At 60.9% G+C, this 23386-nt stretch carries 19 protein-coding genes; 7 read left to right on the top strand and 12 right to left on the bottom strand.

What is annotated here, in order from left to right; translation table 11 throughout:
- Positions 1-9 precede the first annotated feature (9 nt).
- Positions 10-1071, bottom strand: coding sequence for a DUF3103 family protein (locus B3C1_RS03030; protein WP_008482825.1), 1062 nt, complete (start codon positions 1069-1071; stop codon positions 10-12).
- Between the two features lie 101 nt (positions 1072-1172).
- Positions 1173-2051 carry a LysR family transcriptional regulator ArgP gene (locus tag B3C1_RS03025; RefSeq protein WP_008482824.1) on the bottom strand — a complete coding sequence of 293 codons (879 nt, stop codon included), beginning with the start codon at positions 2049-2051 and terminating at the stop codon, positions 1173-1175.
- A 93-nt stretch (positions 2052-2144) separates the two neighbouring features.
- On the opposite strand from B3C1_RS03025, the gene B3C1_RS03020 reads away from it, so the two are divergent.
- The 5 genes from B3C1_RS03020 to B3C1_RS03000 all read left to right on the top strand — a co-directional run bounded on the left by B3C1_RS03020 (position 2145) and on the right by B3C1_RS03000 (position 4827).
- Positions 2145-2744, top strand: coding sequence for a LysE/ArgO family amino acid transporter (locus B3C1_RS03020; protein WP_008482823.1), 600 nt, complete (start codon positions 2145-2147; stop codon positions 2742-2744).
- Positions 2745-2807: 63 nt separating this feature from the next.
- A complete protein-coding gene (locus B3C1_RS03015; protein ID WP_008482820.1) occupies positions 2808-3029 on the top strand; it encodes a YheU family protein in 222 nt (73 codons plus the stop codon).
- On the top strand, positions 3022-3888 hold the full coding sequence (locus B3C1_RS03010; protein WP_008482818.1) for a phosphoribulokinase: 867 nt from the start codon (positions 3022-3024) through the stop codon (positions 3886-3888). The genes B3C1_RS03015 and B3C1_RS03010 overlap by 8 nt, the downstream gene beginning before the upstream one ends.
- Positions 3881-4378 carry an NUDIX domain-containing protein gene (locus B3C1_RS03005; protein WP_008482816.1) on the top strand — a complete coding sequence of 166 codons (498 nt, stop codon included), beginning with the start codon at positions 3881-3883 and terminating at the stop codon, positions 4376-4378. The genes B3C1_RS03010 and B3C1_RS03005 overlap by 8 nt, the downstream gene beginning before the upstream one ends.
- Complete coding sequence (locus tag B3C1_RS03000; RefSeq protein ID WP_008482814.1) at positions 4375-4827, top strand: GNAT family N-acetyltransferase; 453 nt, start codon at positions 4375-4377, stop codon at positions 4825-4827. Before B3C1_RS03005 ends, B3C1_RS03000 begins: the two co-directional genes overlap by 4 nt.
- 7 nt (positions 4828-4834) lie before the next feature.
- On the opposite strand, the gene B3C1_RS19675 is transcribed toward B3C1_RS03000, so the two are convergent.
- The 9 genes from B3C1_RS19675 to B3C1_RS02965 form a co-directional block, all read right to left on the bottom strand.
- On the bottom strand, positions 4835-6808 hold the full coding sequence (locus tag B3C1_RS19675; RefSeq protein WP_008482813.1) for a helix-turn-helix domain-containing protein: 1974 nt from the start codon (positions 6806-6808) through the stop codon (positions 4835-4837).
- 419 nt (positions 6809-7227) lie between these two features.
- Positions 7228-7818 (bottom strand): NADPH-dependent FMN reductase, encoded by a 591-nt coding sequence (locus tag B3C1_RS02995; protein WP_008482812.1) that lies wholly within the window; start codon positions 7816-7818, stop codon positions 7228-7230.
- Between the two features lie 84 nt (positions 7819-7902).
- Entirely contained in the window at positions 7903-11025 is a 3123-nt protein-coding gene (locus B3C1_RS02990) for an efflux RND transporter permease subunit (RefSeq protein WP_008482811.1), read from the bottom strand.
- Positions 11026-11037: 12 nt separating this feature from the next.
- Positions 11038-12159 (bottom strand): efflux RND transporter periplasmic adaptor subunit, encoded by a 1122-nt coding sequence (locus B3C1_RS02985; protein ID WP_008482810.1) that lies wholly within the window; start codon positions 12157-12159, stop codon positions 11038-11040.
- Positions 12160-12264: 105 nt separating this feature from the next.
- The gene (locus B3C1_RS02980) at positions 12265-12606 is read right to left on the bottom strand and encodes a DUF6559 family protein (protein WP_008482809.1); all 342 of its coding nucleotides are present in this window, start codon (positions 12604-12606) and stop codon (positions 12265-12267) included.
- A gap of 26 nt (positions 12607-12632) precedes the next feature.
- The gene (locus B3C1_RS19670) at positions 12633-12803 is read right to left on the bottom strand and encodes a PLDc N-terminal domain-containing protein (protein WP_008482807.1); all 171 of its coding nucleotides are present in this window, start codon (positions 12801-12803) and stop codon (positions 12633-12635) included.
- A gap of 119 nt (positions 12804-12922) precedes the next feature.
- On the bottom strand, positions 12923-15583 hold the full coding sequence (gene acnA / locus B3C1_RS02975; RefSeq protein ID WP_008482806.1) for an aconitate hydratase AcnA: 2661 nt from the start codon (positions 15581-15583) through the stop codon (positions 12923-12925).
- Positions 15584-15777: 194 nt separating this feature from the next.
- Positions 15778-16731: a cytochrome d ubiquinol oxidase subunit II gene (gene cydB / locus B3C1_RS02970; RefSeq protein WP_008482805.1), complete on the bottom strand. Its 954-nt coding sequence runs from the start codon at positions 16729-16731 to the stop codon at positions 15778-15780.
- Entirely contained in the window at positions 16731-18125 is a 1395-nt protein-coding gene (locus tag B3C1_RS02965; protein ID WP_008482804.1) for a cytochrome ubiquinol oxidase subunit I, read from the bottom strand. The genes cydB and B3C1_RS02965 overlap by 1 nt, the downstream gene beginning before the upstream one ends.
- 241 nt (positions 18126-18366) lie before the next feature.
- Between B3C1_RS02965 and B3C1_RS02960 the strand changes: the two genes are divergently transcribed.
- Positions 18367-20118 (top strand): sensor histidine kinase, encoded by a 1752-nt coding sequence (locus B3C1_RS02960; RefSeq protein ID WP_008482803.1) that lies wholly within the window; start codon positions 18367-18369, stop codon positions 20116-20118.
- Complete coding sequence (locus B3C1_RS02955) at positions 20115-21458, top strand: sigma-54-dependent transcriptional regulator (RefSeq protein WP_008482802.1); 1344 nt, start codon at positions 20115-20117, stop codon at positions 21456-21458. The genes B3C1_RS02960 and B3C1_RS02955 overlap by 4 nt, the downstream gene beginning before the upstream one ends.
- Before the next feature lie 73 nt (positions 21459-21531).
- On the opposite strand, the gene B3C1_RS02950 is transcribed toward B3C1_RS02955, so the two are convergent.
- Positions 21532-23307, bottom strand: coding sequence for a DEAD/DEAH box helicase (locus B3C1_RS02950; protein WP_008482800.1), 1776 nt, complete (start codon positions 23305-23307; stop codon positions 21532-21534).
- Between the last annotated feature and the right edge of the window lie 79 nt (positions 23308-23386).

The following is a 23386-nucleotide window of genomic DNA, read 5'->3' as shown; positions in this document are numbered from 1 at the left end:
GCTTTTTTATTACTGGGTGGGGTTGATGGTCTTGGGCACCAGGTTGAGGGTGATGTTGCCCGAGGCCCCGGGGTAGTTGCTGTACACCTGGTTCTGCTCCAGGGTGTAGAAGGCGTCCATGTAGTCATCGTCATTGGTAAACCAATTGGCCGGCATGGCCTTGATGATCTGCTGGCCCAGTTGGGCGAAGGGCAGCGCTTCGGGCACGCCACCGGCAGCCAGGGCTTGGCCCAGGACATTGACCAGCAGGCCGGCCAGTTCCTGGAAGTTGTAGTCCGAGTCCTGCTCGAAGAACACCACGTCCGCCGCACCCCAGCGGTACCTGTCCCAGTACACCAGGATCTGGTTGGGGTAGTAGGTCTTGTCCTCGTCATCCAGATAGGGCAGGTCGACGATGTCCACCTGGGGCTCGTCGGCGAAGGGGTCTATGCCCGCTACCACCGCAAAGACCTCGGCGTTGCCCAGCAGCCAGGGCTCCTGGTCGTCCTTGGCCCTGATGGACTGGATAAGGGTGGTGGACAGGGGCGCCGTGGCCTGGGTGCTCACAGGGGCACTAAGACCGGCGTCCGCCAGGGCCCGGCGCACCAGTTTGAGGCCAGCCTGCTGGGCCTTACGGCCGTCCTGGCCCAGCACGAATACCGGCTGGTCAGGCAGTTGGTGGACGTCGAGCATGCGGCTGGTGCCGTCGGCGGCAAAAGCCTCAACGGCGCTCCACTGGGACTCGTCACCGTCCGGCACGTAAGCCACCAGCGGCTGCTGGCCCTTGTCCAGGGCGGCTTTCATGCTGGGATGGGCCAGGCGCACCTGCAACAGGTTGTCCACCTCCCCTTGCAGGCCACGGCGCTGCAAGCTGGCCTGCTCGCGGCTCTGGGCCTGGGCGGCCAGGCTGTCCAGGTGGCGGTTTTTCACCAGGCTAGTCAGGGGAACGGCATAGTCGGCACTGACCTTGGCCGGCTGCCATTGGGGCAGGCTTTGGGCCAGATCCAGGGCCAACTGACGGTCGGCGTTGGCCGCCAGGGCGGGGGCGGTGCACAGGGCAGCCACCAGGGAAAAAAGCACAGTCTTTTTCATCTGTTATCTCCATCTATCCGTGATGGGAGAGGGACGTTCAGGTTGCCGCCCTCTCAGGAGCGGCAACAGGGCAGACCAGTTTGTGACGTTACAGTTAATGCTTATTTACGCAGGGGCAAGGTAGCGGCCATCACCGCCTCGGTCAGGGACTGCAAGGGGCCGGCGTCCAGGCGGCGATGATGCCAATAGAGCCGCACCTTGATGCGGTCCTTGGGGGTCAGTTCCACCACCTTGCCGCTGTCCAGGGCCTCCTGAGCCTGCCAGACCGGTACCAAAGTCCAGGCCAGGCCCTTGATGGCGGCGTCCACAAAGCTTTGGGCCGCCGGCATGGTGTGCACCGGGAAGTCGCCGTCTTTAAGCTGCCAGGGGTTGAGGAACTGCAACAACAGGCGGTCATGGTGGCCGTAGACCATGGCGGTGGCCTGGCGAAAGGCGTCGCTGGTGGGGCCCTTGGGGAAATATTCGCTGGCGTAGTCGGGACTGGCGATGGCGGTGTAGGGCATGGCCCCCAGGAAGTTGGCGTTGCAGCCCTGCACCGCCTGGCCGAAGGCGCTGACCGCCGCCAGCACTTCCCCGTCCTTGAGCTTCTCGTGGGTCACGTCCTGGTCGGAAACCTGCAGGTCCACCAGCAGCTTGTCCTTGACCTGGGCCACGGCGTCCAAAAACCAGGTGGCCAGGCTGTCGGCGTTAAGGGCAATACGGATGCGGGGCCGCTCGTCGTTAAGCTGGGGCAGGCGCGCCGCCAGCTCCGCCGACAGCAGCTGCAGCTCCTGGTAATGACGGTAGAGCACCTGGCCCAGTTCGGTCAGGCGTATGGGCTGGCTGCGCACCACCACAGGGCCACCCAGCCGTTCTTCCAGGGCGCGGATACGCAGGGAAATGGAGCCTTGGGTCAGGCTTAGCCAACGGGCGGCCTGTTCGAAGGAACCTTGCTCGACGACGGCGGCCAGGGCCGCCAGGTGTTTGGGATCCAGCTGCATGATTTAATTTAATAACTTATGAGATATTATTTCTTTTTATAATACAGCAAGGCCATTAGGCTGGCAGCCAGAATATTTTTCAGGCTATTTCGCATGTTTATTCTTGTTTTCTTCAAGGGACTGCTGACCGCCATGGGGCTGATCATCGCCATCGGCGCCCAGAATGCCTTTGTGCTCAGCCAGGGACTGAAACGGGAACACCACTGGCTGGTGGCCGCCGTATGCAGCTTCTTCGACCTGCTGTTTATCCTGCTGGGGGTGCTGGGGCTGGCCAGTTTCCTCAACCAGATGCCGGCCCTGGTCAAAGGACTGCAATGGCTGGGGGCCGCCTACCTCTTATACCTGGCCTGGCAGGCTGCCAAGCGGGTCAGGGACATGCACAGTCTCAACGCCCTGCCCGAGCGGCGCCTGAGCCGTCGCCAGGCCCTGGTCACCGCCCTGGCCGTGACCCTGGCCAACCCCCAGGTGTTCTTGGAAACCGCCTTTATCATCGGCACCCTGGCCGGGGACCAAGGCCCCGCCAAATGGGCCTTTGCCTTCGGCGCCATGAGCACCTCATTGCTGTGGTTCTTCGGGCTTAGCCTGCTGGCCAGCAAGCTGGCGCCGCTGCTGGCCCGGCCAAGGGCCTGGCAGTTGGTGGACGGTTTCACGGCGGTATTGATGACGGTGCTGGCCCTGATGCTGGTGTTCTAGGGCCATTGGCAGCAACGGCTTTCTTGCTACACTGGGGAGCCCGGCCCCTTATAAGGAACAACCATGATCGTGCCCTGGCAGGCCCTGGACGCCGACACCCTGCAAAACATACTGGAGCACTTCGTGCTCCGCGAAGGCACCGATTATGGGGAACAGGAAGTGTCCCTGGCCGCCAAGGTAGAGGCCGTCAAGGCCCAACTGGCCAGGGGTGAGGCCGTGCTGCTGTGGTCTGAGCATCACGAAACGTTGAACATCGTCTCCAAGGATCAGGTGCCCCATGTCTAAACGCCACCCTGTCATCGCGGTTACCGGCTCCAGCGGCGCCGGTACCACCACCACCAGCCTGGCTTTCCAGCACATTTTCGCCGCCGAAGGGGTCAATGCCGCCTTCGTCAACGGCGACGCCTTTCACCGCTACACCCGCCAGGAAATGCAGGCGGCGGTGCGCCGGGCCCGGGACGAGGGGCGCCATATCAGCCATTTCGGAGAAGAGTCCAACGACCTGGAACGCCTGGAACACCTGTTTGCCCAGTACGGTAAGCAAGGCTCAGGGGAGACCCGCAAATATCTGCACACCTTTGACGAAGCGGTGCCCCACAACCAGCTGCCCGGCACCTTTACCTCCTGGCAGAGCCTGCCGGAGAACACCGACCTGATGTTCTACGAAGGGCTGCACGGCGGCGTGAAGACCGACCATGTGGACGTGGCCCAGCATGTGGACCTGCTGATCGGCATGGTGCCCATCGTCAACCTCGAATGGATCCAGAAGATCATCCGTGACACCGAGGAACGGGGCCACAGCCGCGAGAAGGTGCGCGAGTCCATCGTTCGCTCCATGGACGACTACTTCAACTTCATCACCCCGCAGTTCTCCCGCACCCATATCAACTTCCAGCGGGTGCCCATGGTGGATACCTCCAACCCCTTCTCGGCCAAGGCCATTCCCACCGCCGACGAAACCCTGGTGGTGGTGCGTTTTCGCAACATGCCCCAGGTGGATTTTCCCTACCTGCTGCAGATGATCCACGGCTCCTTCATCTCCCGCATGAACACCCTGGTGGTGCCCGGCGGCAAGATGGGCCTGGCCATGGAGCTGATCCTAAGGCCGCTGGTGCGCAAGATTTTGGAGCAGCGCTATGCATGAGGAATGGATGGTCCAGGTGGACGACACCGACCAGCCCCTGGCCCGGGTGCTGCGCAGCCAGTTCGCCTTTGGCCGCGACATCCACCGCACCACCTTTATCTTTGTCCTCGACAGCCAGCATCGCCTCTGCGTGCAGACCCGCTCCCCACACAAGGGATATTGTCCGGGCCTAAGGGATCTCGCCGCCGGCGGCGTGGTGGACTGGCAGGAAAGCTACCTGGACTCGGCCAAACGGGAACTGGCCGAAGAGCTGGGTATAGAAGCCCCCCTGGTGCTGATGGGCAAGTTTCGCCATAAAAGCGCCGGCAACTACAGCTTTGCCACTGTCTACGGTTGCCGCCATGACGGCCCCATCAGCCCCCAGGACGACGAAGTGACCGGCTATGAATGGCTGGCCCTCGACAAGGTGCTGGCCAGCCCCGGCCCCGCCTTTACCCCCGACAGCCTCGACGCCTTTGGCCGTTTTAAAGGATTTTTGCCCTACCTATGAACTGGGATATCAAGCACCAGCAGCAATTGAGTGCCGCCGAGCTGTACGCCGCCCTGGCCCTTCGTACCGCCGTTTTCGTGGTGGAACAAAACTGCCCCTACCAGGAAGTGGACGGCAGCGATCTCATCGGCGACACCTACCACCTGCTGGCCTGGGAGCAAGGCAAGCTCCTCGCTTACCTGCGCATCCTCGACCCGGCTCTGAATAAAGGCCGGGTGATCATAGGCCGGGTTGTAACCGACGCCTCGGCCAGGGACCGCAAACTGGGCCACGCCATGATGGAAAAGGCCCTGGCTTTTATCGCCGAGCGCTTCCCCGGTTTACCCGTGAAATTAGGGGCCCAAGCCCATTTGCAGGGGTTTTATGGGCGCTATGGGTTTGTGGCGGAGGGTGAGGAGTATCTTGAGGATGGGATAGCGCATATAGATATGCTTAAGACCACAGAATAAAATCAGACTATTTGTTTTCTCTTGAATAAAATGACGAAAACGAATTTTTAATTAATGTGTGCCTTGAAATGACTCGAGCAGTTGACATTGTACTACGCTCAACCAACCGATAGTTTTCTGCTTCAGGGCACAACTCAAACTCAAGGTCATTTTTAATTAAGTTTTCAATTAACTTCGCACAAGAATCAACAGACCTAGCAACGAGAATACCATTCAAAACGCCTGTACTAACAATAACTTGTAAAGCTAGAGGATGAACATCCCGGAAAACTTTAGCTCGCCCCTCGAAACGCATAGATGTAGCAACGAGAATACCTACAACATCAGCTTTTATCGCCGTTGGAACGGGCGTATTTCGATCATGCTTTATAATATCATCCAACCAGGAACGATAAACTTCCCTAAGCTTTCCTTTACTACTTTCTTCTTTACCAACACGTAAGTCTTCCCCGTAAAGATCAAAGTCGGCCCAATGCTCTTTCACGATAGTTGTTAGTGAAGAGTCATTAATTTTCTCAAGCCTTATTGTTAACAGTCTCGAAACTAGTGCATCTTGATCCATAGTAGGGTCAGACTCAACGTCATCAGCACTTCCTTCACTAGTTATGAATCTTTCTAGTTCACTCCTAGGTAATGCCCCTATTATTTCAGAATCTATATTCTTAAATGTCAGTTTAGGAACATAAACAATCACGGGCTTACCCTGGCCTAAAGCTACTGATGCCTCAGAGTCTTTACCAAATGTGTCTCCTTTCTGAGCCATATATATGGTCATTTGAGAGCGCCTCAACATCAATGCTTCGACTAATCCTTTTGCTACTCGATCGTCAATCCAACTTTGAGTTGGGTTAAAGAATCTTAGGTTTAGCTTTTTCACATCTGGATGACAAAATAAATTCTGAGTGAATCTATTCACAGATATGAAATCTGCATCGACCCTCATTGAGGTAGCTACATAGACGTCTAAATAGTCAGCAGCCAAGTACCTCGCGAGATTTCTCTGGGCTTGTGCTTGCGTACTTGCTATACGATCCAAGTCCTTAGTATCCTTTGGAGCAATAACATCTGCTTCTCGACGCAGCATATTAGGATCGGGACTAAATAGAGTAGACATAAAATCGTGTTCCAGATGAGATTCAAATTTTCTTAAAAGCGAGCTCATCTTCAGTTTCTTCTTAGTCGAATACTGCTCTATTATCTGTTTTCCTTCCTGCTCTATTCTGTCTGCGGTCTCTCTCAAGAAGTCAGAAATCACCCGCCTTTCGTTTGCTTCCTCCCTGGCAGCTTTCGCCGAAATATATCCTAAATCAGGAAGCCTTACTTCGGGAACTAACTCTATTTCCTCCCACGGTTCTCTGCTGTGATATTCAGAAAGATCCCTTGGCTCAAGAGGCTTACGATGAAGTTCAAGCCCACCTGTTTTGTTCATTTCTCGGTATGCTTCTCTGAAGGTGCTAAACAATCTTATAGCTTCCTTTTGAAACTCTCTCACACCATCCAAAAGATCCTTGGGTGATTTGGTCGAATCGACCTTCAAATACTTGGTAAAGAACTCTCGTGACATCGGTGTCACATCATAGAAAACTAATATTGAATTTATAAAATCTAATGACTGCTGCTCGCTTCGACCTTTTGAGAAATACATTTGTACATACTTATTAGCAACCTTATCAGCATGTTCATCTACGAATCTTAGAGTAATTGGCTCACCAACCAACTCCGAAATAGCTTCTTCAAAATCTAGCCTCAGCCTGAACTCTGGGTCCGTAAAGGGTTCCCAGTATCTCTTAGGAACACCCAACTTAGTGCATATATCAGCAAGCACACCTTCGGGTGGAACTCGAATTCCCTGTTCGAGATGGGCTATTTGAGAGCGATTAAATCCATCTCCTAAAGTCTGCGCCAGAGCCTCTTGCGATACTCCTTTATCATTCCTAGCCGCCTTAACTTGATCGCCAAGCTCTTGAAGTGACACAGCCATGTGAATATCCTCTGAGACCCTGCTTAGATTTCAACAAGTTATACATTCACATTGAAGAATAGCTCTTATAATCATTACTGCAAGAATCAAGAAGCTTGATTTTCAGTCAGAACTGAATATGCCAATACCCACATCTCAATATACTCATGACCAACTTTAGTCAGCGTCCTTAACACTACGCTAGTAGGCGCTGTTGAATGTAGTGAGCTGCTTCAAGCACGGATGTGACCGTAAGGCCGAAGATTATTTTCAGCCCAGGCGTATGCCATGGGTGGCCGCCGTAACCAGAAAGTACGCCGCCCGCCGGGGCGAGTCCCGACAAATAAACCAGTTTGCCGTTTGGAAACATCTGGAATAGGAGAGCACCGGTTCTAATTCCGAGTCCCCAGGCACTCTATCCAGCCAGGCGATTAAAATCCCTAATCCGACTCCTTTTCCCGCAATATGGCTTCCAGGCTCAGTTTGGGGCAGACGGCGTTGTTGATATAGTCCAGCAGACTGGTGGCGCTGCGGCGGATAAGGGCTTCCATGGCGGGGTCCTGGCAATGGCCATTCTGGTCGAAGACCTGATGGACATGGGGTATGGAGACCGCCAGCGGCAAGGGGACGGCGCCGACGTGGGCGCAGATGGCCCGCAGCTGTTCGCTGGATTTGACCGCCCCAATGGTGCCGGCGGCTACCCCCAGAATGGATACCGGCTTACCGGCCAGCTTGGAGGGAAAGTCCAGGTTGTCTATGGCCAGCTTCATGGGGCTGCTGATGCCGCCATGGTATTCGGGGGACGCCAGCAGTACCCCGGTGGCCTGGCTGACGCTGTCTTGAAAGGCCTTGATGGCCTCGGGCTTTTTAGCCGGCAAGCCGGGCAGTGGCATGTCCAAATCCTCAAGGTGGATGGAGGTCACTTCTACCTTGGGGTCCTTTTTGAGCTCGTCTATGGCCAAGGCCAGGGCCATGTTGCTGTAGTTGCCGGGTCTGACGCTGCCGCAGATGGTGACTATCTGGATCTTCATGCCGTTTCCCCTATCAGGGTGAGTGTTGGGGCGCTGGGTGCGCCCTACCCTGCCTGCCAATAAAGCAAGGCGCCTCACATCAGCCTAAGCCGCTACCCCCTCTGCCGCCACCCGGTCCTTGCTGTGGTCCCTGGCGATCAGCATATAGAGGCTGGGCACCACCCACAGGGTGAAGAGGGTGCCAAGGGCCATGCCCCCCACCAGCACCAAGCCGATGGAGTTACGGGCGGCAGCGCCGGGGCCGTCGACCAGGGTCAGGGGGAAGTGGCCGGCCACCGTGGCCACCGAGGTCATCAGCACCGGTCTTAGCCTAGTCATGGCGGCGTCGTGGATGGCGTCGAGCTTGGCATTGCCCTGCTCCTGCAGCTTGTTGGCGAACTCGACGATAAGAATGCCGTTCTTGGCCACCAGCCCCACCAGGGTTACCAGGCCCACCTGGGCGTAGATATTGAGGGTGGTGGTCCAGCCGTTGGTCCAGAAGGCGATATCGGGGTTGGGGATCTTCAAGAAGGTAAAAAGCAGGGCGCCGAACATGGCCAGGGGCACCGACCCCAGCAGGATCACCAGGGGATCGCGGAAAGAATTAAACTGCACCGCCAGCACCAGGAAGATCATCAATATCGCCATGCCCAGGGCCGGCAGGAATTTCCCCCCTTCGGTGCGCAGCTGCCGGGACTCACCGGTGTAGTTGATGCTGTAGTTGGGGGGCAAGATCTCGGCGGCGGCCTGCTCCAGGGCGTTCAGGCCCTCGTCCAGGCGGCCGGTAAGGCCGGACAGCTTGATGGCGTTCAGTTGCTGGAAGCGGTTAAGGCTGCGGGGCACTGTGCTGTTTTCAATCTGGGCAAAGGTGCTGACCGGTACCAGCTGGCCGTCAGGGCCTGTTACATAGAGGTTTTCCAGCTGCTCGGGATTGAGGCGCTCGGCCCTGGCCAGCTGGGGGATCACCTTGTAGGCGCGGCCGTCGATATTGAAGCGGTTGACGTAGTTGCCCCCCAGGGCCGCCCCCAGATCCCGGCCCAGATCCCTGTTGGTCAGGCCCATGGCCGCCAGCTTTTCATGATCCAGGGCGATGCTGGCCTGGGGCTGGTCGATTTTCAGATCAATCTGCGGCGGGAAGTAAAAGAGCCCGCTTTCCATGGCCTTTTGTTGCAGCTGCTGGGCGTAGGCCAGCATCTGCTTGGGCTCGTCGGTGGACAGCAGCAGGAATTCGACGGGGAAGTTGGAGCCCCCCGGCAGGGCCGGGGGCTGGGCGGCGAAGATCTGCATGCCGGGAATGTCCGACAGTCCCGCCTGCACCCCTGGCAGTATCTCCCGCACCGAACGGCTGCGCTGGTCCCAGGGTTTGACCACCATGCCGGAAAAGCCCCCCACGTCCAGGGCGGCGGCAAAAGGATCGGAAGGGGACAGCAGGATCTGGAAGGTCAGATCGCACTCTGGGGTGTCCAGAAACACCTGCTGGGCGGCCTCCCCGTAGTGGCGCTTTTGGTCCGCCGAGGCGTTGGCGGCGTTATAGAGGATGCCGAACATAAAGCCCTGGTCTTCCAGGGGCGCCAGCTCCTTGGGAGAGAACATGTACATGGGCACCACCATCAGGCTCAGCCCGCCCCACAGGGCGTAGACGGCGCTGCGCCGCTTCAGTACCCCGGCCAGGGCCCGGCCATAGGCCAGGCGCAGCCGGTCAAACTTGTGGTTAACCCAGCCGGTAAAGCCCTTTTCTTCCTTGTCGGCGCTGCGCAGCAGCTTGGCGCTCATCATCGGCGACAGGGTCAGGGCCACTATGCCGGAGATGGTCACGGCCCCGGCCAGGGTCAGGGCAAACTCGCGGAACAGGGCGCCGGTCAGGCCCCCTTGCAGGCCAATGGGGGTGTAGACGGCGGCCAAGGTAAGGGTCATGGCGATCACCGGCCCCACCAGCTCCCGGGCCCCAATCAGCGCCGCCTCCCTGGGGGTGCGCCCTTCCCGCAGGTGGCGCTCCACGTTTTCCACCACCACTATGGCGTCGTCCACCACCAAGCCCACCGACAACACTATGGCCAGCAGGGTCAGCAGGTTCAGGGTAAAGCCGAAGATCTGCATCAAAAAGACGGCGCCGATCAAAGAGACCGGTATCGCCACTATGGGCACCAGCACCGAGCGCACCGATCCCAAGAACAGGAAGATGACGATGATGACGATGGCCAGGGTGTCCAGCAGGGTGCCCAGCACCTCCTGGATAGCGCTGGCGATGTATTCGGAGGCGTCGTAGCCGATATGGGCGCTCATGCCGGCGGGCAGGTCGGCCTGCAGGGCGTCCATGTCGGCCCGCACCCTTTGGATCACCGAAATGGTATTGGAATTGGGCAGCGGGAATATGCCCATGAACACCGCCGTCTGGCCGTTGAAACTGGCCTCGGTGTCGTAGTCTTCGGCCCCCAGCTCCACCCTGGCCACGTCTTCCAGGCGCACCAGAGTGTCGCCCTGTTGGCGCACCACCAGTCTTTTGAAGGCCTCGGCTGTGTGCAGGTCGGTATTGGTGGTGAGGTAGGTCTGCACCAGGGCGCCCTTGGTCTGGCCCACCGCCGACAGGAAGTTGTTAGCTCCCAGGGCGTCAAACACCAGGGCCGGGCTGATGTTCAGGGCCGCCAGCTGCTGCGGTTGCAGCCAGACCCGCATGGCATAGGTGCGGGCGCCGTAGATCTCCACCCGCTGCACCCCGGTCAGGGCCGACAGCCTGGGCTGCACCACCCGCACCAGGTAGTCGGTGATCTGGCTCTGGGACAGGCTGTCGGAGGCAAAGCTCAGGTAGGCGGCGGCGAACTCGGAGTCTGCCGACTGCACGCTGATGGCCGGCAGCTCGGCCTCGGGGGGCAGCTGGTTGCGCACCTGGTTGACCTTGGCGGTGATGTCCGCCAAGGCCTTGGTGGTGTCCACATTGAGCTTGAGGCGGGCGGTGACCAGGGACAGCCCCAACAGGCTTTTCGATTCTACATAGTCGATGCCGTCCGCCGAGGCGATGGCCCCTTCGATAGCGGTAGTAACAAAGCCCCGCACCACATCGGCGCTGGCACCGATATAGGGGGTGGCAACGGTCACCGAGGCGTTTTCGCTGCGCGGGTACTGGCGCACCGACAGGGAGCTGGCCGCCTGCAAACCGGCGATGATGACGATGATGTTGACCACCAGGGCCAATACGGGGCGCTTAACGAAGATGTCGGTCAAGGCTTTCATGGCGGCCCCGGGTCAGGTGTTGTCTGGCTGAGGTTCTAACTGGAAGTCGGGAGCCAGGCTGTTGTCCACTTCCACCGCCATGCCGGGGAACAGCTTGAACACCCCGGTGCTGACCACCTGCTGGCCGGCGGCCAGGCCCTTGGTCACCACCACGAAGTCGCCGCGTTTTTCCCCCAGGGTCACCGGCTGCTGGCGGACGCTGTCCTTACCCTCGGCCCTTTCCACCACGAACACCGAGTCGCCATAGGCACCGGGCTGCACCGCCGTGATGGGGATGATCAGCACCTCCTGGCTCTGGGCCTCGGTGAGGCTGACGGTGACATACATGCCCGGGCGCAGCAGGCCCTGTGGGTTGGCCAGGGTGGCCTGGACCCGCAGGTTGCGGGTGGCGGGGTCCACATTGGGGTTGAGGGAACTGACCTTGCCCTCGAAAGGCTGGCCGGGAAAGGCATCACTGCTGACCCCCACCGCCAGCCCTTCGGCCAGCTGCGCCAGGTAACGCTGGGGCAGGGAAAACTCCACATAGACCGGGTCCAAAGACTGCAGCGACACCACGGCGCTGCCCTTGTCCAGGAACTGGCCCAGGCTCACCTGGCGAATGCCAAGGTGGCCGGCAAAGGGGGCGCGCAGGGTCTTCTTGTCGATAAGGGCCTGGATATAGGCCACCTGGGCCTGGGTCTGCTGGACATTGGCCTTGGCCTGGTCCAGCTCCCCCTGGGAGATATTGCGGCTGTGGATAAGCTCCCTGGCCCGCTTCTCGGTGATCTGGGCCAGGGCGGCGGCGGCCTGGGCTTCCTTGAGCTGGGCCTGTTCCAGATCGTCATCCAGATACAACAAGGGCGCCCCGGCCTGTACCTGGGCGCCCGCTTCAAAAGCGATACGCTCGACCCGCCCTTCCGCTTCTACCCTGAGCTGGGCCCCCTGCACCGCCACCACAGAGCCCACCGCTAACAGCCGGTTGTGCCAAAGGGTTTGTTGTACCTCTACGGCGTTGACCTTGGTGGGGGGCATCTGCATATTGGCCCCGGCCTGGGCCATGGCGTTGAACTGGCCAGCTTTGGCCACCGCCAGCCCTGCGGCGATCAGCAAGGCCAGCCCTAACCCCAGGCCAGCCCACAGGAATTTTCTCAGCATAACTGTCAGGCCCTCGACAGAAGAACCGCCACAACCAAGGCTAACCTGCTGCGGCGGCGATGTTGCCGAAAGTGTAGCAGCCCTGGCGGCAAGGCCAGGCCAGCCTCAGTGGCTGGACTCGAGCTCGGCTTCTTCCTCAGCCAGGGCCATGACTTCACCGACCGTAAAGTCGCTTCGCCCGGCAAACAAAGCCCTGCCTAGCTGGCGCCGGCAGCTTTCCCAGGTGGCGGCGGTTTCCCCGGTTACATGCAGGAAGTCACGCTTGTCGCAAAACAGCGCATAGGCCAGGTAACGGTGGTTGGGCAGCTTGCCCATGGCTTTTTTCAAGGCCCAGTCCACCTGGGCTGGGGTGTAATACGGCAGGCTGGAAAACTGCTTGACCAGCAGTTGCGGCGTAGCCCGCAGCAAACGGCGGGCCCGCATGGATTGGAAAATATCCCTAAGCATGATGACGTCCTTGTATTTGGCTATCCCTATTTGCGGCCCGGTCCGGCAAAAAACCAGATGATGAGCCCCATCAGCGGCAGGATCAGGATCAGCAGGATCCAAAGCAGCTTCTCTACGGGTTTGGCACCGCTCTTGATCACCTGCACTATGGCGTAGATGTCGGCGATGAGGATCAACAGCCCGATAATCCCTTTCATAGGCACTCCTTGTGACCTGTGCAAAAACCAGTCTAGAACAGGGTTACGCCCTTGGCGCTTTATTACAAGCCTTTGTTTATCAAGTAGTAAGAAAACCCCGCCGCAGCGGGGTCCCCTTTTCAGCCGATCATGGTGCGCAGCACATGGTGCAAAATGCCGCCGCTCTTGAGGTACTCAAGCTCGGTGTTGGTATCCACCCTTGCCAATACCTCCTGCTCCTGGCGCGCGCCGTCAGGGCGCTCGATCACCAGCTTGAGGCTGGCGCGGGGCTTGAGGGAACCCAGGCCCAACAGGCTGATTTTCTCGTCACCGGTGAGGTTGAGGCTCTCCTTGGACACCCCTTCGGGGAACTGCACCGGCAGCACGCCCATACCCACCAGGTTGGAGCGATGGATGCGCTCAAAGCTCTGAGCCACCACCGCCTTGATACCTTGCAGTGTGGTGCCCTTGGCGGCCCAATCGCGGCTCGAACCTGTGCCGTATTCCTTACCGGCAATCACCACCAGCGGCGTGCCCTCCTGCTGGTAGCGCATGGCCGCATCATAGATGGCCAGTTGCTCCCCTGAGGGAATGTGGCGGGTATAACCCCCTTCCACCCCATCCAGCATCTGGTTCTTGATGCGGATATTGGCGAAGGTGCCGCGCATCATCACCTGGTGGTTGCCCCGGCGTGAGCCGTAGGAGTTGAAGTCCTTGGGCGCCACGCCATGCTCTTGCAGGTAACGGCCAGCCGGGCTGTCGGCCTTGATGTTACCGGCCGGGGAGATGTGGTCGGTGGTGATGGAATCCCCGAACAAGGCCAGGATGCGGGCGCCTTCGATGTCTTCCAGGGGCTTGACCGGTTCGGTGATGTGCTCGAAGTACGGCGGGTTCTGCACATAGGTGGAATCGCCGGACCAGTTGTAGGTCTTGCCGGGGCTGACCTTGATGGCCTGCCAGTCGGCGTCCCCTTCGAACACCTCGGCATATTCTTTTTGGAACATGCCTTCATCCACCAGCCGCACCACGGCCTGGATCTCCTCGGAGCTGGGCCAGATGTCCTTGAGGAAGACGGGATTGCCGTCCATGTCTTCCCCCAGGGGTTCGGTTTGCAGATCGATACGGGTGGTACCGGCCAGGGCAAAGGCCACCACCAACGGCGGCGACGCCAGCCAGTTGGCTTTCACCAGGGGGTGGACCCGTCCTTCGAAGTTGCGGTTGCCGGACAGCACCGAACTGACGGTCAGATCCCCTTCTTCCACCGCCTTGCCTATGGCGTCGGGCAACGGCCCGGAGTTACCGATACAGGTGGTGCAGCCGTAGCCCACCAGGTTGAACCCCAGGGCGTCCAGGCTGTCTTGCAGGCCGGCCTTGGCCAGGTAGTCGGTCACCACCTTGGAACCAGGGGCCAGGGACGACTTCACCCAAGGCTTGCGCTTGAGGCCTTTGGCCACCGCCTTTTGGGCCACCAGGCCGGCGGCCATCATCACGCTGGGGTTGGAGGTGTTGGTACAGCTGGTGATGGCGGCAATCACCACGTCGCCGTGGCAAAGCTGGAAGGCTTCTCCCGCCACCGGCACCCGCTTTTCTTTGTCGGCACCGGCCAACTCCAGCACCCCGTCTATGGTCTGGCCCAGCTCCGGCAGGGCCACCCTGTCCTGGGGCCGTTTCGGACCGGCCAGACTCGGCACCACAGTCCCCAGGTCCAGTTCCAGGCTGTCGGTAAAGAGCGGTTCGGGGGCTCCAGAGTCGCGCCAGAAGCCATTCTGCTTGGCATAGGCTTCCACCAGTTTGATGGTCTGGGGTTCGCGGCCGGACAGCTCCATGTAACGCAGGGTTTCGCCGTCGATGGGGAAGAAGCCGCAGGTGGCGCCGTATTCCGGGGCCATGTTGGCAATGGTGGCGCGGTCCGCCAGGGGCAGGTCGTCCAGGCCCGGGCCATAGAACTCTACGAACTTGCCCACCACCCCTTTACTGCGCAGCATCTGGGTGACGGTCAACACCAAGTCGGTGGCGGTGGTGCCTTCCTTGAGCTTGCCGGTCAGGCGAAAACCGATGACTTCGGGAATGAGCATGGAGATGGGTTGGCCCAGCATGGCCGCTTCCGCCTCTATGCCGCCCACACCCCAACCCAGCACTCCCAGGCCGTTGATCATGGTGGTGTGGGAATCGGTGCCTACCAGGGTGTCGGGGTAGGCCAGGCCGTCCTGGCTCCACACCGCCTTGCCCAGGTATTCAAGGTTGACCTGGTGGCAGATACCGGTGCCCGGCGGCACCACCCGGAAATTATTGAAGGCCTGCTGGCCCCAGCGCAGGAACTGGTAGCGCTCCTGGTTGCGCTCCATCTCTATGGCCACGTTCTCGGCAAAGGCCTGGGGGCTGGCGAAGGCGTCTACCATCACCGAGTGATCGATCACCAGGTCAACGGCAGAGAGGGGATTGATACGTTCAGGGTCGCCACCGGCCTTGGCCATGGCGTCGCGCATGGCGGCCAGGTCCACCACCGCCGGTACCCCGGTAAAATCCTGCATCAGTACCCGGGCGGGCCTGTACTGGATCTCCCGGTCGGAACGTTTGGTCTTGAGCCAATCGACCAGGGCGCGGATGTCGTCTTGGGTGACGGTGTCGCCGTCTTCAAAGCGCAGCAGGTTTTCCAGCAGCACCTTTAACGAAAACGGCAGCCTGGCAACCTCACCGAGGTGCTCGACTGCCGTCAGGCTGAAATAGTCGTAGGACTGGCCATCAACTGCCAGAGACTTACGGGCCTTGAAGCTATCCAACGAGGCATTGGCATTACTCACAACAGTGCTCCTTGACGCTTTTTTATCCTGCTAACAATGCTAGCACCACAAGACGTTCAAGAAAACCGTGCAAGTTAGCCTTTGTTCATCGACTATTCCGAATCAACTCAGTACCCAGCGCAGGGCAAAGGCCACCACCGTCAGGGTCAGCAGACCCCCTAGGTAGAGGCCGCCAAACCAAGCCAACTTTTTCATCAGTAACCCTCCTCGAAATCATGGACCTTGCCACGGAAGATGCGATAGCCCCACAGGGTGTAGCCGAGGATCAGCGGCACGAAGATAAGCACCCCGGGCAACATGAACTTGAGACTCTGCACAGGGGCTGCGGCCTCGAAGAGGTTGAGCTGGCCCGGCACCAGTTGCGGGAAGAGCCCCACCACCAGCCCCAGGAAGCCCATCACGAACAAGGCGATGGTGCAGAAAAACGGCAGCACTTCCGACCGCTTCAGCCCCTGCCAAAGCACCAGGGCAATGGCACCGGTGATCAGGGGGATGGGCCAGAGCCAGCCCAGGTTGGCCAGCCATTTGGCCTGTACCGAAGGCACAGACGCGAAGTTCCACAGGCTGACCGCCACCATGGCCAGCATCACCGCCACCAGCAGCGGTTTGCTGGCCGCCCTGGCCTTGGCCTGAAGTTGGCCGCTGGATTTAACCACCAGGTAGGTGGCCCCCAGCAAGGCGTAACCGGCCATGACCGCAAAGGCGGTGAGCACACTGAAGGGGCTGAGCAGGGTCTGGCCGCCGCTTTCCACCAGGGAACCGAGCATCAACCCCTGGCAGAAGGCCACCACTGAAGAGCCCAGGCCGAAGGCCAGGTCCCACCAGCGCCGGGAACTCTTGGCCTTGAAGCGGTATTCAAAGGCGATGCCCCTGAAGATAAGGGCCACCAACATCAGCACTATGGGCAGGTAGAGAATGGGCAGCAGGGTGGCGTAGGCGGCCGGGAAGGCCCCCATCAGGATAACGCCGCCGAACACCAGCCAGGTTTCGTTGCCGTCCCAGACGTGGGACACCGAGCGCATCATCATGTCCCTGTCGTGCTGTTCGGGAAAGACCGGGAACAGTATGCCAAGGCCCAGGTCAAAACCGTCCAGCACCACGTACATCAGAATGGCAAAGCCCAACAGCAGGAAATAAAAGAGTTCCATCAGAAGCCCTCCCTTTTCAGTTCACGGACCCAATTGAGGGCATAACCCGGCGCTTCCATGCCGATCAGCTGTTTCTCCAGCTTGGCCATGTCAGGCGGCCCCTTGCGAATAAGCTTGCGGTAGAAGTGCAGGAAGGCCCAGCTCAGCAGCAGGTAGGTGACCACGAACAGCCCCAGAGACAGGGCTACCCTTTCCACCGGCAGGTCGGACACCACCTGTTCGGTGCGCACCAGGCCGTTGACCAGCCAGGGCTGGCGGCCAATTTCCACTACGTACCAGCCAGCCAGGGTGGCCACCAGGCCCGCCGGGGTCATCCAGGTCAGCACTCGCAGGGTAAAACGGTCTTCCCAAAGCTTGCCGCCACGGCGCCGCCAATTGGCCCAGAAAGCCATGACGACCATCAGCAGGCCCAAGCCCACCATGACCCGGAAGCTGAAGAACACAGGTTTGACCGGCGGCCTGTCTTCGGGGGGCACCGACTTGAGCCCTTGCAGCTCACCGTCGAAGCTGTGGGTCAGGATCAGGGACGCCAGGTAAGGCACTTCCACTTCGAAATGGTTGGTCTCCGCTTCTTCATCAGGCCAGGCAAAGAGGCGCAGGCCGGCATGGCTTTCCGTCGCAGGCCAGATCCCTTCCATGGCCGCCAGCTTGATGGGCTGGTGCTCTTTGACGTTGAGGCCATGTTCGTCACCTACCCAGGCTTGCAGGGGGGCCAAAAACAGCACCACCCACAGCGCCGTGGACAAGCCACGCTTGGCAAATTCCTGGTCCCGGCCCTTGAGCAGGTACCAGGCGCTGATCCCCGCCACCAGGAAGCTGGCGGTCAGGAAGGTGGCCAGCAGCATATGGGCCAGGCGGTAGGGGAAGCTGGGATTGAAAATCACCTTGAACCAGTCGGCCGGTATGTACTGGCCGTTGACGAACTCGTAGCCCGCCGGGGTCTGCATCCAAGAGTTGGCTGCCAGTATCCAAAAGGCGGAGATCACCGTGCCTATGGCCACCACCACAGTGGCGAAGAAGTGCAGTTTCTCCCCCACCCGCTGCCAGCCGAACAGCATGATCCCCAGAAAGCCCGCTTCCAGGAAGAAGGCGGTCAGCACCTCGTAGGTCATCAAGGGCCCCAGCACCGGCCCCACCAGGTGGGAGAACTCGCTGAAGTTGGTACCGAACTCGTAAGACAGCACTATGCCGGTCACCACCCCGGACCCAAAGGTGATGGCGAAGGGTTTGATCCAGAACTTGGCCAATTGCAGGTAACGGGGGTCGCGGGTCTTGAGCCAGAGGCCTTCCCACAGGGCGATCAGCACCGCCAGGCCTATGGTCATGGTAGGGAAAATAATATGAAAGCTGACGGTCCAAGCAAATTGGATCCGTGACAATAGCGCCACGTCCATCTGTTACCTCCTCATCCAGCGGCACAGGGCCCAGGGCAGGCCCGCCAGTATCAGGCAGCTAACAACGAATACGACATCGGGGACAAATTGGCTCATGGCTCACTCCTTGCAAACATCTCGTGCCAACATTTCGCAAAGGTCGTGCCAATCGCGCCAAGCCTTGATTCATATCAATAGCGCAGTCTAAGCTGCCCAGAGATCGTCAACGCTGTTGACGGTATTGAGAAGGAAACTGTCAACGATGTTTACACCCGGCTTGGTGGTGGTATTCGAGGTGGCCATGCTGGTCACCCTGCTGAGCGGCCTGGCCACAGCCCTATGGCTTTGGCGCCAAACCGACCTACGCCCCCTGGCCGGATTTGTGGCCATGATGGGGCTCTGGTGCCTCGGCCATCTGCTTAGCCCCTTCGAGCCCCGCCTGGCCCTGCCGCTGCTGCTGGCCAACCCCTTTATGCCCAATGCCTTCCTGCATTTTGCCTTGGGCTACCTGACAGTCCCGGCCCCCCGCAAACGCCGCCTGTTACTGGTTACTTATGGCACATCGGCCTTGGTATTCGCCACCAGCCTGGCCGGCGGCGCCAGCATCCAACCCTGGCCGCCCTTCGCCGGCTTTATCCAACTGCACAGCCTTGGCTGGCTAAACCTGGCCTGGACGGTGGCCCTGGGCATTTGCGCCCACGCCGTGCTTTTAAAGGCTTGGGGTGAGCAAAAACACAATGTGCGCCGCTCCATTCTCGCCATCTTCCTGGTGGGGGGCTGGGGCCTGCTGCTGGCGTCGAGCTTCGTGTTCCCGTCCCTTGGGGTAGGTCATTTCCCCTACTCCATGCTGGCCCTGCCCAGCTACGTGCTGCTGCTGGTGTTTGCTGTGTTGCGCTACCGGATGCTGGAGGTCAACCTCTGGGCCAGCCGCATCCTGCTGTGGCTGGGCCTGGCGGCCATGACTGGGCTGTTGTCGGCCCTGGCCGCCGGCCTGGGTTTTGCCCGGGACGGCTGGCTGCTATGGAGCTACTCGCTGCTGATCCTCACCGCCAGCGCCCTGCTCTACCCCCTCCTCAACCGCTGGGTGCGCCAGCTTATCTACCCCGGGGTGCGTCTGGACGAGCAGCTGCTCAGCCATTGGCGCAGCCAGCTGCGGGACGCCAATGACTGGCCGGCCCTGTTCGCCAAGGCCCAGGCCCTGGTCCAGGCCCAACTGGGGTTGGCCCTGCCGGTAGGAGAGCAGGCCCGTACCGGCCCGCACCTGCAATGTCGCCGCCAGCCCCAGGGCTGGCAGGTGGAACTGGCGGGCGGTGAAGAGCTGCTGCCGGGCCAGCGCCTGCAGCTGGAGATCTTTGCGTCCCTGCTGGCCAGCGCCGCCGACAATCTGGAGCGCACCCTGGCCCTGGCCGAAGAGGAAAAGCGCCGCCTCGACCAGCAGCACCTGGTGGAACTGGGGGCCCTGGCCGCCGCCATGGCCCATGAACTGCGCAACCCCCTGAACATCATCGCCATGGCCTCGGCCCGCACCGATGAAAAGACCCGCCGCCATATCCAGGACCAGTTGCAAAGGGCCGACCGCCTGATCCAGGACCTGCTCAGCTACGGCGGTAACCTCAAGGTGGATAAGCAAGAACTGGCCCTGCTGCCGCTGCTGCAAAGCCTGCCCCAGGCCAGCGGTGTCGAGCTGCAGCTGGCCCCGGACCTGACCCTGATGGCCGACCCCCACCGCCTCACCCAGCTGCTGGTGAACCTGCTGGACAACGCCAGGGCCTTCGCCGGGCACCGCATCTGCCTGGAGGCCAGCCCCGGCTGCCTGCGGGTCCACAACGACGGCCCCCCCATAGCCCCGGAACTGGCCCAGCGGCTGTTTCGGCCCTTTGTGTCCAAGCGCCCCGGCGGGTCCGGGCTGGGACTGGCGATAGTGGCGCGCATCATGAAAGCCCACGGCGGCGACGCCCGGCTACGTACCGACCTGGGCTGGCCGGTCACCTTTGAATTGGAGTTTCCCCTATGAGCGGCCGCATCTTGCTGGTGGACGACGAAATCGCCTTTTGCGAACTGGCCAGCGACTGGCTCAGCGATGATGGCTACCAGGTGCAAAGCGCCCACAGCCTGGCCGGCGCCCAGCAGTGCCTGGCCGATTTTGACGCCGACCTTATCCTGCTGGACCTGGCCCTACCGCCCCAGATGGACCCCAACCACACCCTGGCGGCCCTGCCGAGCCTGGGAGACAGGCCGGTCATCATCCTTACCGGCCATGCCGAGCGGCAGCTGGCACTGACTGCCATGGCCGCCGGTGCCTGGGATTTCTTGGCCAAGCCGGTGGACCCGGACATGCTGGCGGTGGTGATTCGCCGGGCCCTGACCAAACAGAACCTGACCCGGGAGCTGTCTCGCCTCAAAGACAGCGCCAGCAGCGGCCCGCTGGACGCCCTGGTGGGCAGCGGCCCGGCCATGAATACCTTAAAGGCCCTTATCCACCGCATCGCCCCCACCGACGTGCCGGTATTGGTTACCGGCCCTTCCGGCACCGGCAAGGAAGTGGTGAGCCGGGCCCTGCACCAGCTGTCGCGCCGGGCCCAGGGGCCCTTCGTGTCGGTGCACTGCGGCGCTATTCCGGCCGAGCTGCTGGAAAGCGAGCTGTTCGGCTACAAGAAAGGCGCCTTTACCGGCGCCGACCGGGACAGGCCTGGGCTCTTGGCCATGGCCGATGGCGGCACCCTGTTCTTGGACGAGATTGGCGACATGCCCCTGTCGATGCAGGTGAAATTGCTGCGGGTATTGCAGGAGGGCACCTTCTACCCGGTAGGGGGCCGCGAGCAGCAGCGCATCGACGTACGGGTGCTGTCCGCCACCAATGCCGACCTGCCCAGCCGGGTGGCAGAGGGGCGCTTTCGCGAAGATCTTTACTACCGCATCAAGGGGGTCAACCTGCAAACCCCGGCCCTGGCGGACCGGCCCGAGGACTTGCCGCTGTTGTGCGAAGCCCTACTGGGGGCCTGGTGCCGCCGCCAGGGGCGGCCGCTGCGGTTGTCCGCCGCCGCCCGCCAATGGTTTTTGGGCAAGCCTTGGCCCGGCAATGTGCGGGAGCTGAAAAACACCCTGGAATCGGTGGCAGCCATCGCCCAGGGCCAGCAAATAGAGCTGGACGACATCGCCCTGCTCTACCCCACCCAGGCCCAGGCTGCCGCCACCGGGGACAGCCTGGACGAACAAGTACGGGCCCTGGAGATACGGCTGATTAGCCAGGCCCTGTCGGCCCAGGGGGGCAACCGCTCGGCGGCGGCCCGCCAGCTGGGGCTGTCACGTCAGGGATTGCTGAAAAAGCTGGAACGCTACGGCTTGGACGCCTAGGGCAATGGCCGCAGAGCAAGGGCACAGGCCCAAATCCCAGGCATAAAAAAGCCCGCTTGCGCGGGCTCTTTTGTTAGCCGTTGTTGCTGTCGAGACGCAGCTTCATGGGCCTGGAGCAGATGAACACGCGCTGGAACTGACGCTCGATGTCCTTGGGCATGCCCTTGGGCAGCATCACCACGCTGTGCTCGTCATGGATCTTGATCTGGCCGATGTACTTGGAGCTGATCTTGGCCTCGTTGGCGATGGCGCCGACGATGTGGCGCGGGGTAGCGCCGTGGCTGCGACCCACGTCCAGACGGTAGGCTTCCATGTCGGCGTTGTTGCGCTCGGGGCGCTCGGCACGGTCACGACGGGGACGCTCGTCGTTGCGGTCGAAGCGGCGCTCACCGCTACGCTCGCCACTGCGCTCGTTACGGTCAAAACGGCGCTCGCCGGAACGCTCACCACGGTCGAAGCGGCGCTCGCCACGGTCGTTGCCACGGCGGTCACGGTCGAACTCGCGGCGCGGACGGTCGTCACGGGGGCCACGGTCGGACGGCATCTTGGGATCGGCACCCACTGCCAGGGGCAGGTGGTTTTCCAGCACGGCCAGCAGGCTGGCGGCCAGTTCGGCCGGGCTCAGTTCCAGCTCTTCACCCAGGCGGGCAACCAGCGCCAGGCGCTCGTCACGGTCAGCAGCAGCCAGGTTCTCTTTGAGCTTGCCCAGGCGGCGCTCGAAGATGGCGTCGCTGCCCGGCAGTTCCATGGCGTCCACCTTCTGGCGGGTCACCTTCTCGATACGGCCCAGCAGGAAGCGCTCACGCGGGGTATACAGCAGCACGGCGGTACCGGTGCGGCCGGCGCGGCCAGTACGGCCGATACGGTGTACGTAGGCGTCAGGCTCGCGGGGGATGTCGTAGTTCACCACCAGGCCGATACGCTCTACGTCCAGGCCACGGGCGGCAACGTCGGTTGCAACCACGATGTCCAGGCGGCCATCTTTGAGGGCTTCAACGGCGGCTTCACGCTCTTTCTGGCCCAGGTCGCCGTTCATGGCGGTGGCTTTGAAGCCGTTCTGGTTCAGGTGCTCGGCCAGGGTAACGGTAGCGTCCTTGGTGCGGGCAAAGATGATGGCAGCGTCGAACTCTTCGGCTTCCAGGACACGGGTCAGCACCGCAGGCTTGTGCTCTTCGAACACCATGATGCCTTTTTGGGTGATGCGGTCCACGGTCTGGGCCGGGGCAGACACCTTCACTTCCTGGTAGTCACCCATGAACTTGGCAACCAGGTTGCGGATCATCGGCGGCAGGGTGGCGGAGAACAGGGCGGTCTGGCGGTCGTCCGGGGTTTCACCCAGGATGCGTTCCACGTCTTCGATAAAGCCCATGCGCAGCATTTCGTCGGCTTCGTCCAAGACCACCGCCTGGATGGTGTCCAAGGTCAGGGAACCACGGTCCAGGTGGTCGATCATCCGGCCAGGGGTCGCTACCACCACCTGGGCGCCACGGCGCAGATCGTTGCGCTGGGGACCGAAAGGAGAGCCACCGTACAGGGTGACCACTTTCAGGCCGGTCATGTGACGGCCGAAGTCGACCAGGGCCGCAGCTACCTGCTGGGCCAGCTCACGGGTCGGGGCCAGCACCAGCAGCTGGGGTACGCCCTGGCGGGTGTCGATACCCGCCAGCAGCGGCAGACCAAAGGCAGCGGTTTTACCGGTACCGGTCTGTGCAATACCCAGGACATCGCGACCTTCCAATAGCAGCGGGATACAACTGGCCTGAATGGGGGATGGAGTTACGAAACCCAGGTCATCCAAGGCTTGCATGATCGGCTGAGGCAAGGAAAGCTCTGTAAAGGTCGCGGTCATAGCGGCTCTCTGTAGCGTAAAAGGCCGCGCATTATACGGGTATTTTTTGCGCAGTGCGCACTTTTTTTCGTGAGGGGCT

It is taken from the genome of Gallaecimonas xiamenensis 3-C-1, assembly GCF_000299915.1.
Taxonomy (GTDB): Bacteria; Pseudomonadota; Gammaproteobacteria; order Enterobacterales; family Gallaecimonadaceae; genus Gallaecimonas; species Gallaecimonas xiamenensis.
This window is presented reverse-complemented; position numbering and strand designations above follow the sequence as displayed.

Bases quoted from the DNA above. Each gene is read 5' to 3' on its own strand.
- B3C1_RS03005 (WP_008482816.1), top strand. From the start codon at position 3,881: ATGCATGAGGAATGGATGGTCCAGGTGGACGACACCGACCAGCCCCTG.
- B3C1_RS02950 (WP_008482800.1), bottom strand. From the start codon at position 23,307: ATGACCGCGACCTTTACAGAGCTTTCCTTGCCTCAGCCGATCATGCAA.
- B3C1_RS02965 (WP_008482804.1), bottom strand. From the start codon at position 18,125: ATGGACGTGGCGCTATTGTCACGGATCCAATTTGCTTGGACCGTCAGC.
- B3C1_RS19675 (WP_008482813.1), bottom strand. From the start codon at position 6,808: ATGGCTGTGTCACTTCAAGAGCTTGGCGATCAAGTTAAGGCGGCTAGG.
- B3C1_RS03015 (WP_008482820.1), top strand. From the start codon at position 2,808: ATGATCGTGCCCTGGCAGGCCCTGGACGCCGACACCCTGCAAAACATA.
- B3C1_RS02960 (WP_008482803.1), top strand. From the start codon at position 18,367: ATGTTTACACCCGGCTTGGTGGTGGTATTCGAGGTGGCCATGCTGGTC.
- B3C1_RS02985 (WP_008482810.1), bottom strand. From the start codon at position 12,159: ATGCTGAGAAAATTCCTGTGGGCTGGCCTGGGGTTAGGGCTGGCCTTG.
- B3C1_RS02995 (WP_008482812.1), bottom strand. From the start codon at position 7,818: ATGAAGATCCAGATAGTCACCATCTGCGGCAGCGTCAGACCCGGCAAC.
- B3C1_RS02990 (WP_008482811.1), bottom strand. From the start codon at position 11,025: ATGAAAGCCTTGACCGACATCTTCGTTAAGCGCCCCGTATTGGCCCTG.
- B3C1_RS03010 (WP_008482818.1), top strand. From the start codon at position 3,022: ATGTCTAAACGCCACCCTGTCATCGCGGTTACCGGCTCCAGCGGCGCC.
- B3C1_RS19670 (WP_008482807.1), bottom strand. From the start codon at position 12,803: ATGAAAGGGATTATCGGGCTGTTGATCCTCATCGCCGACATCTACGCC.
- B3C1_RS02955 (WP_008482802.1), top strand. From the start codon at position 20,115: ATGAGCGGCCGCATCTTGCTGGTGGACGACGAAATCGCCTTTTGCGAA.
- cydB (WP_008482805.1), bottom strand. From the start codon at position 16,731: ATGGAACTCTTTTATTTCCTGCTGTTGGGCTTTGCCATTCTGATGTAC.
- B3C1_RS03020 (WP_008482823.1), top strand. From the start codon at position 2,145: ATGTTTATTCTTGTTTTCTTCAAGGGACTGCTGACCGCCATGGGGCTG.
- B3C1_RS03030 (WP_008482825.1), bottom strand. From the start codon at position 1,071: ATGAAAAAGACTGTGCTTTTTTCCCTGGTGGCTGCCCTGTGCACCGCC.
- B3C1_RS02980 (WP_008482809.1), bottom strand. From the start codon at position 12,606: ATGCTTAGGGATATTTTCCAATCCATGCGGGCCCGCCGTTTGCTGCGG.
- B3C1_RS03000 (WP_008482814.1), top strand. From the start codon at position 4,375: ATGAACTGGGATATCAAGCACCAGCAGCAATTGAGTGCCGCCGAGCTG.
- B3C1_RS03025 (WP_008482824.1), bottom strand. From the start codon at position 2,051: ATGCAGCTGGATCCCAAACACCTGGCGGCCCTGGCCGCCGTCGTCGAG.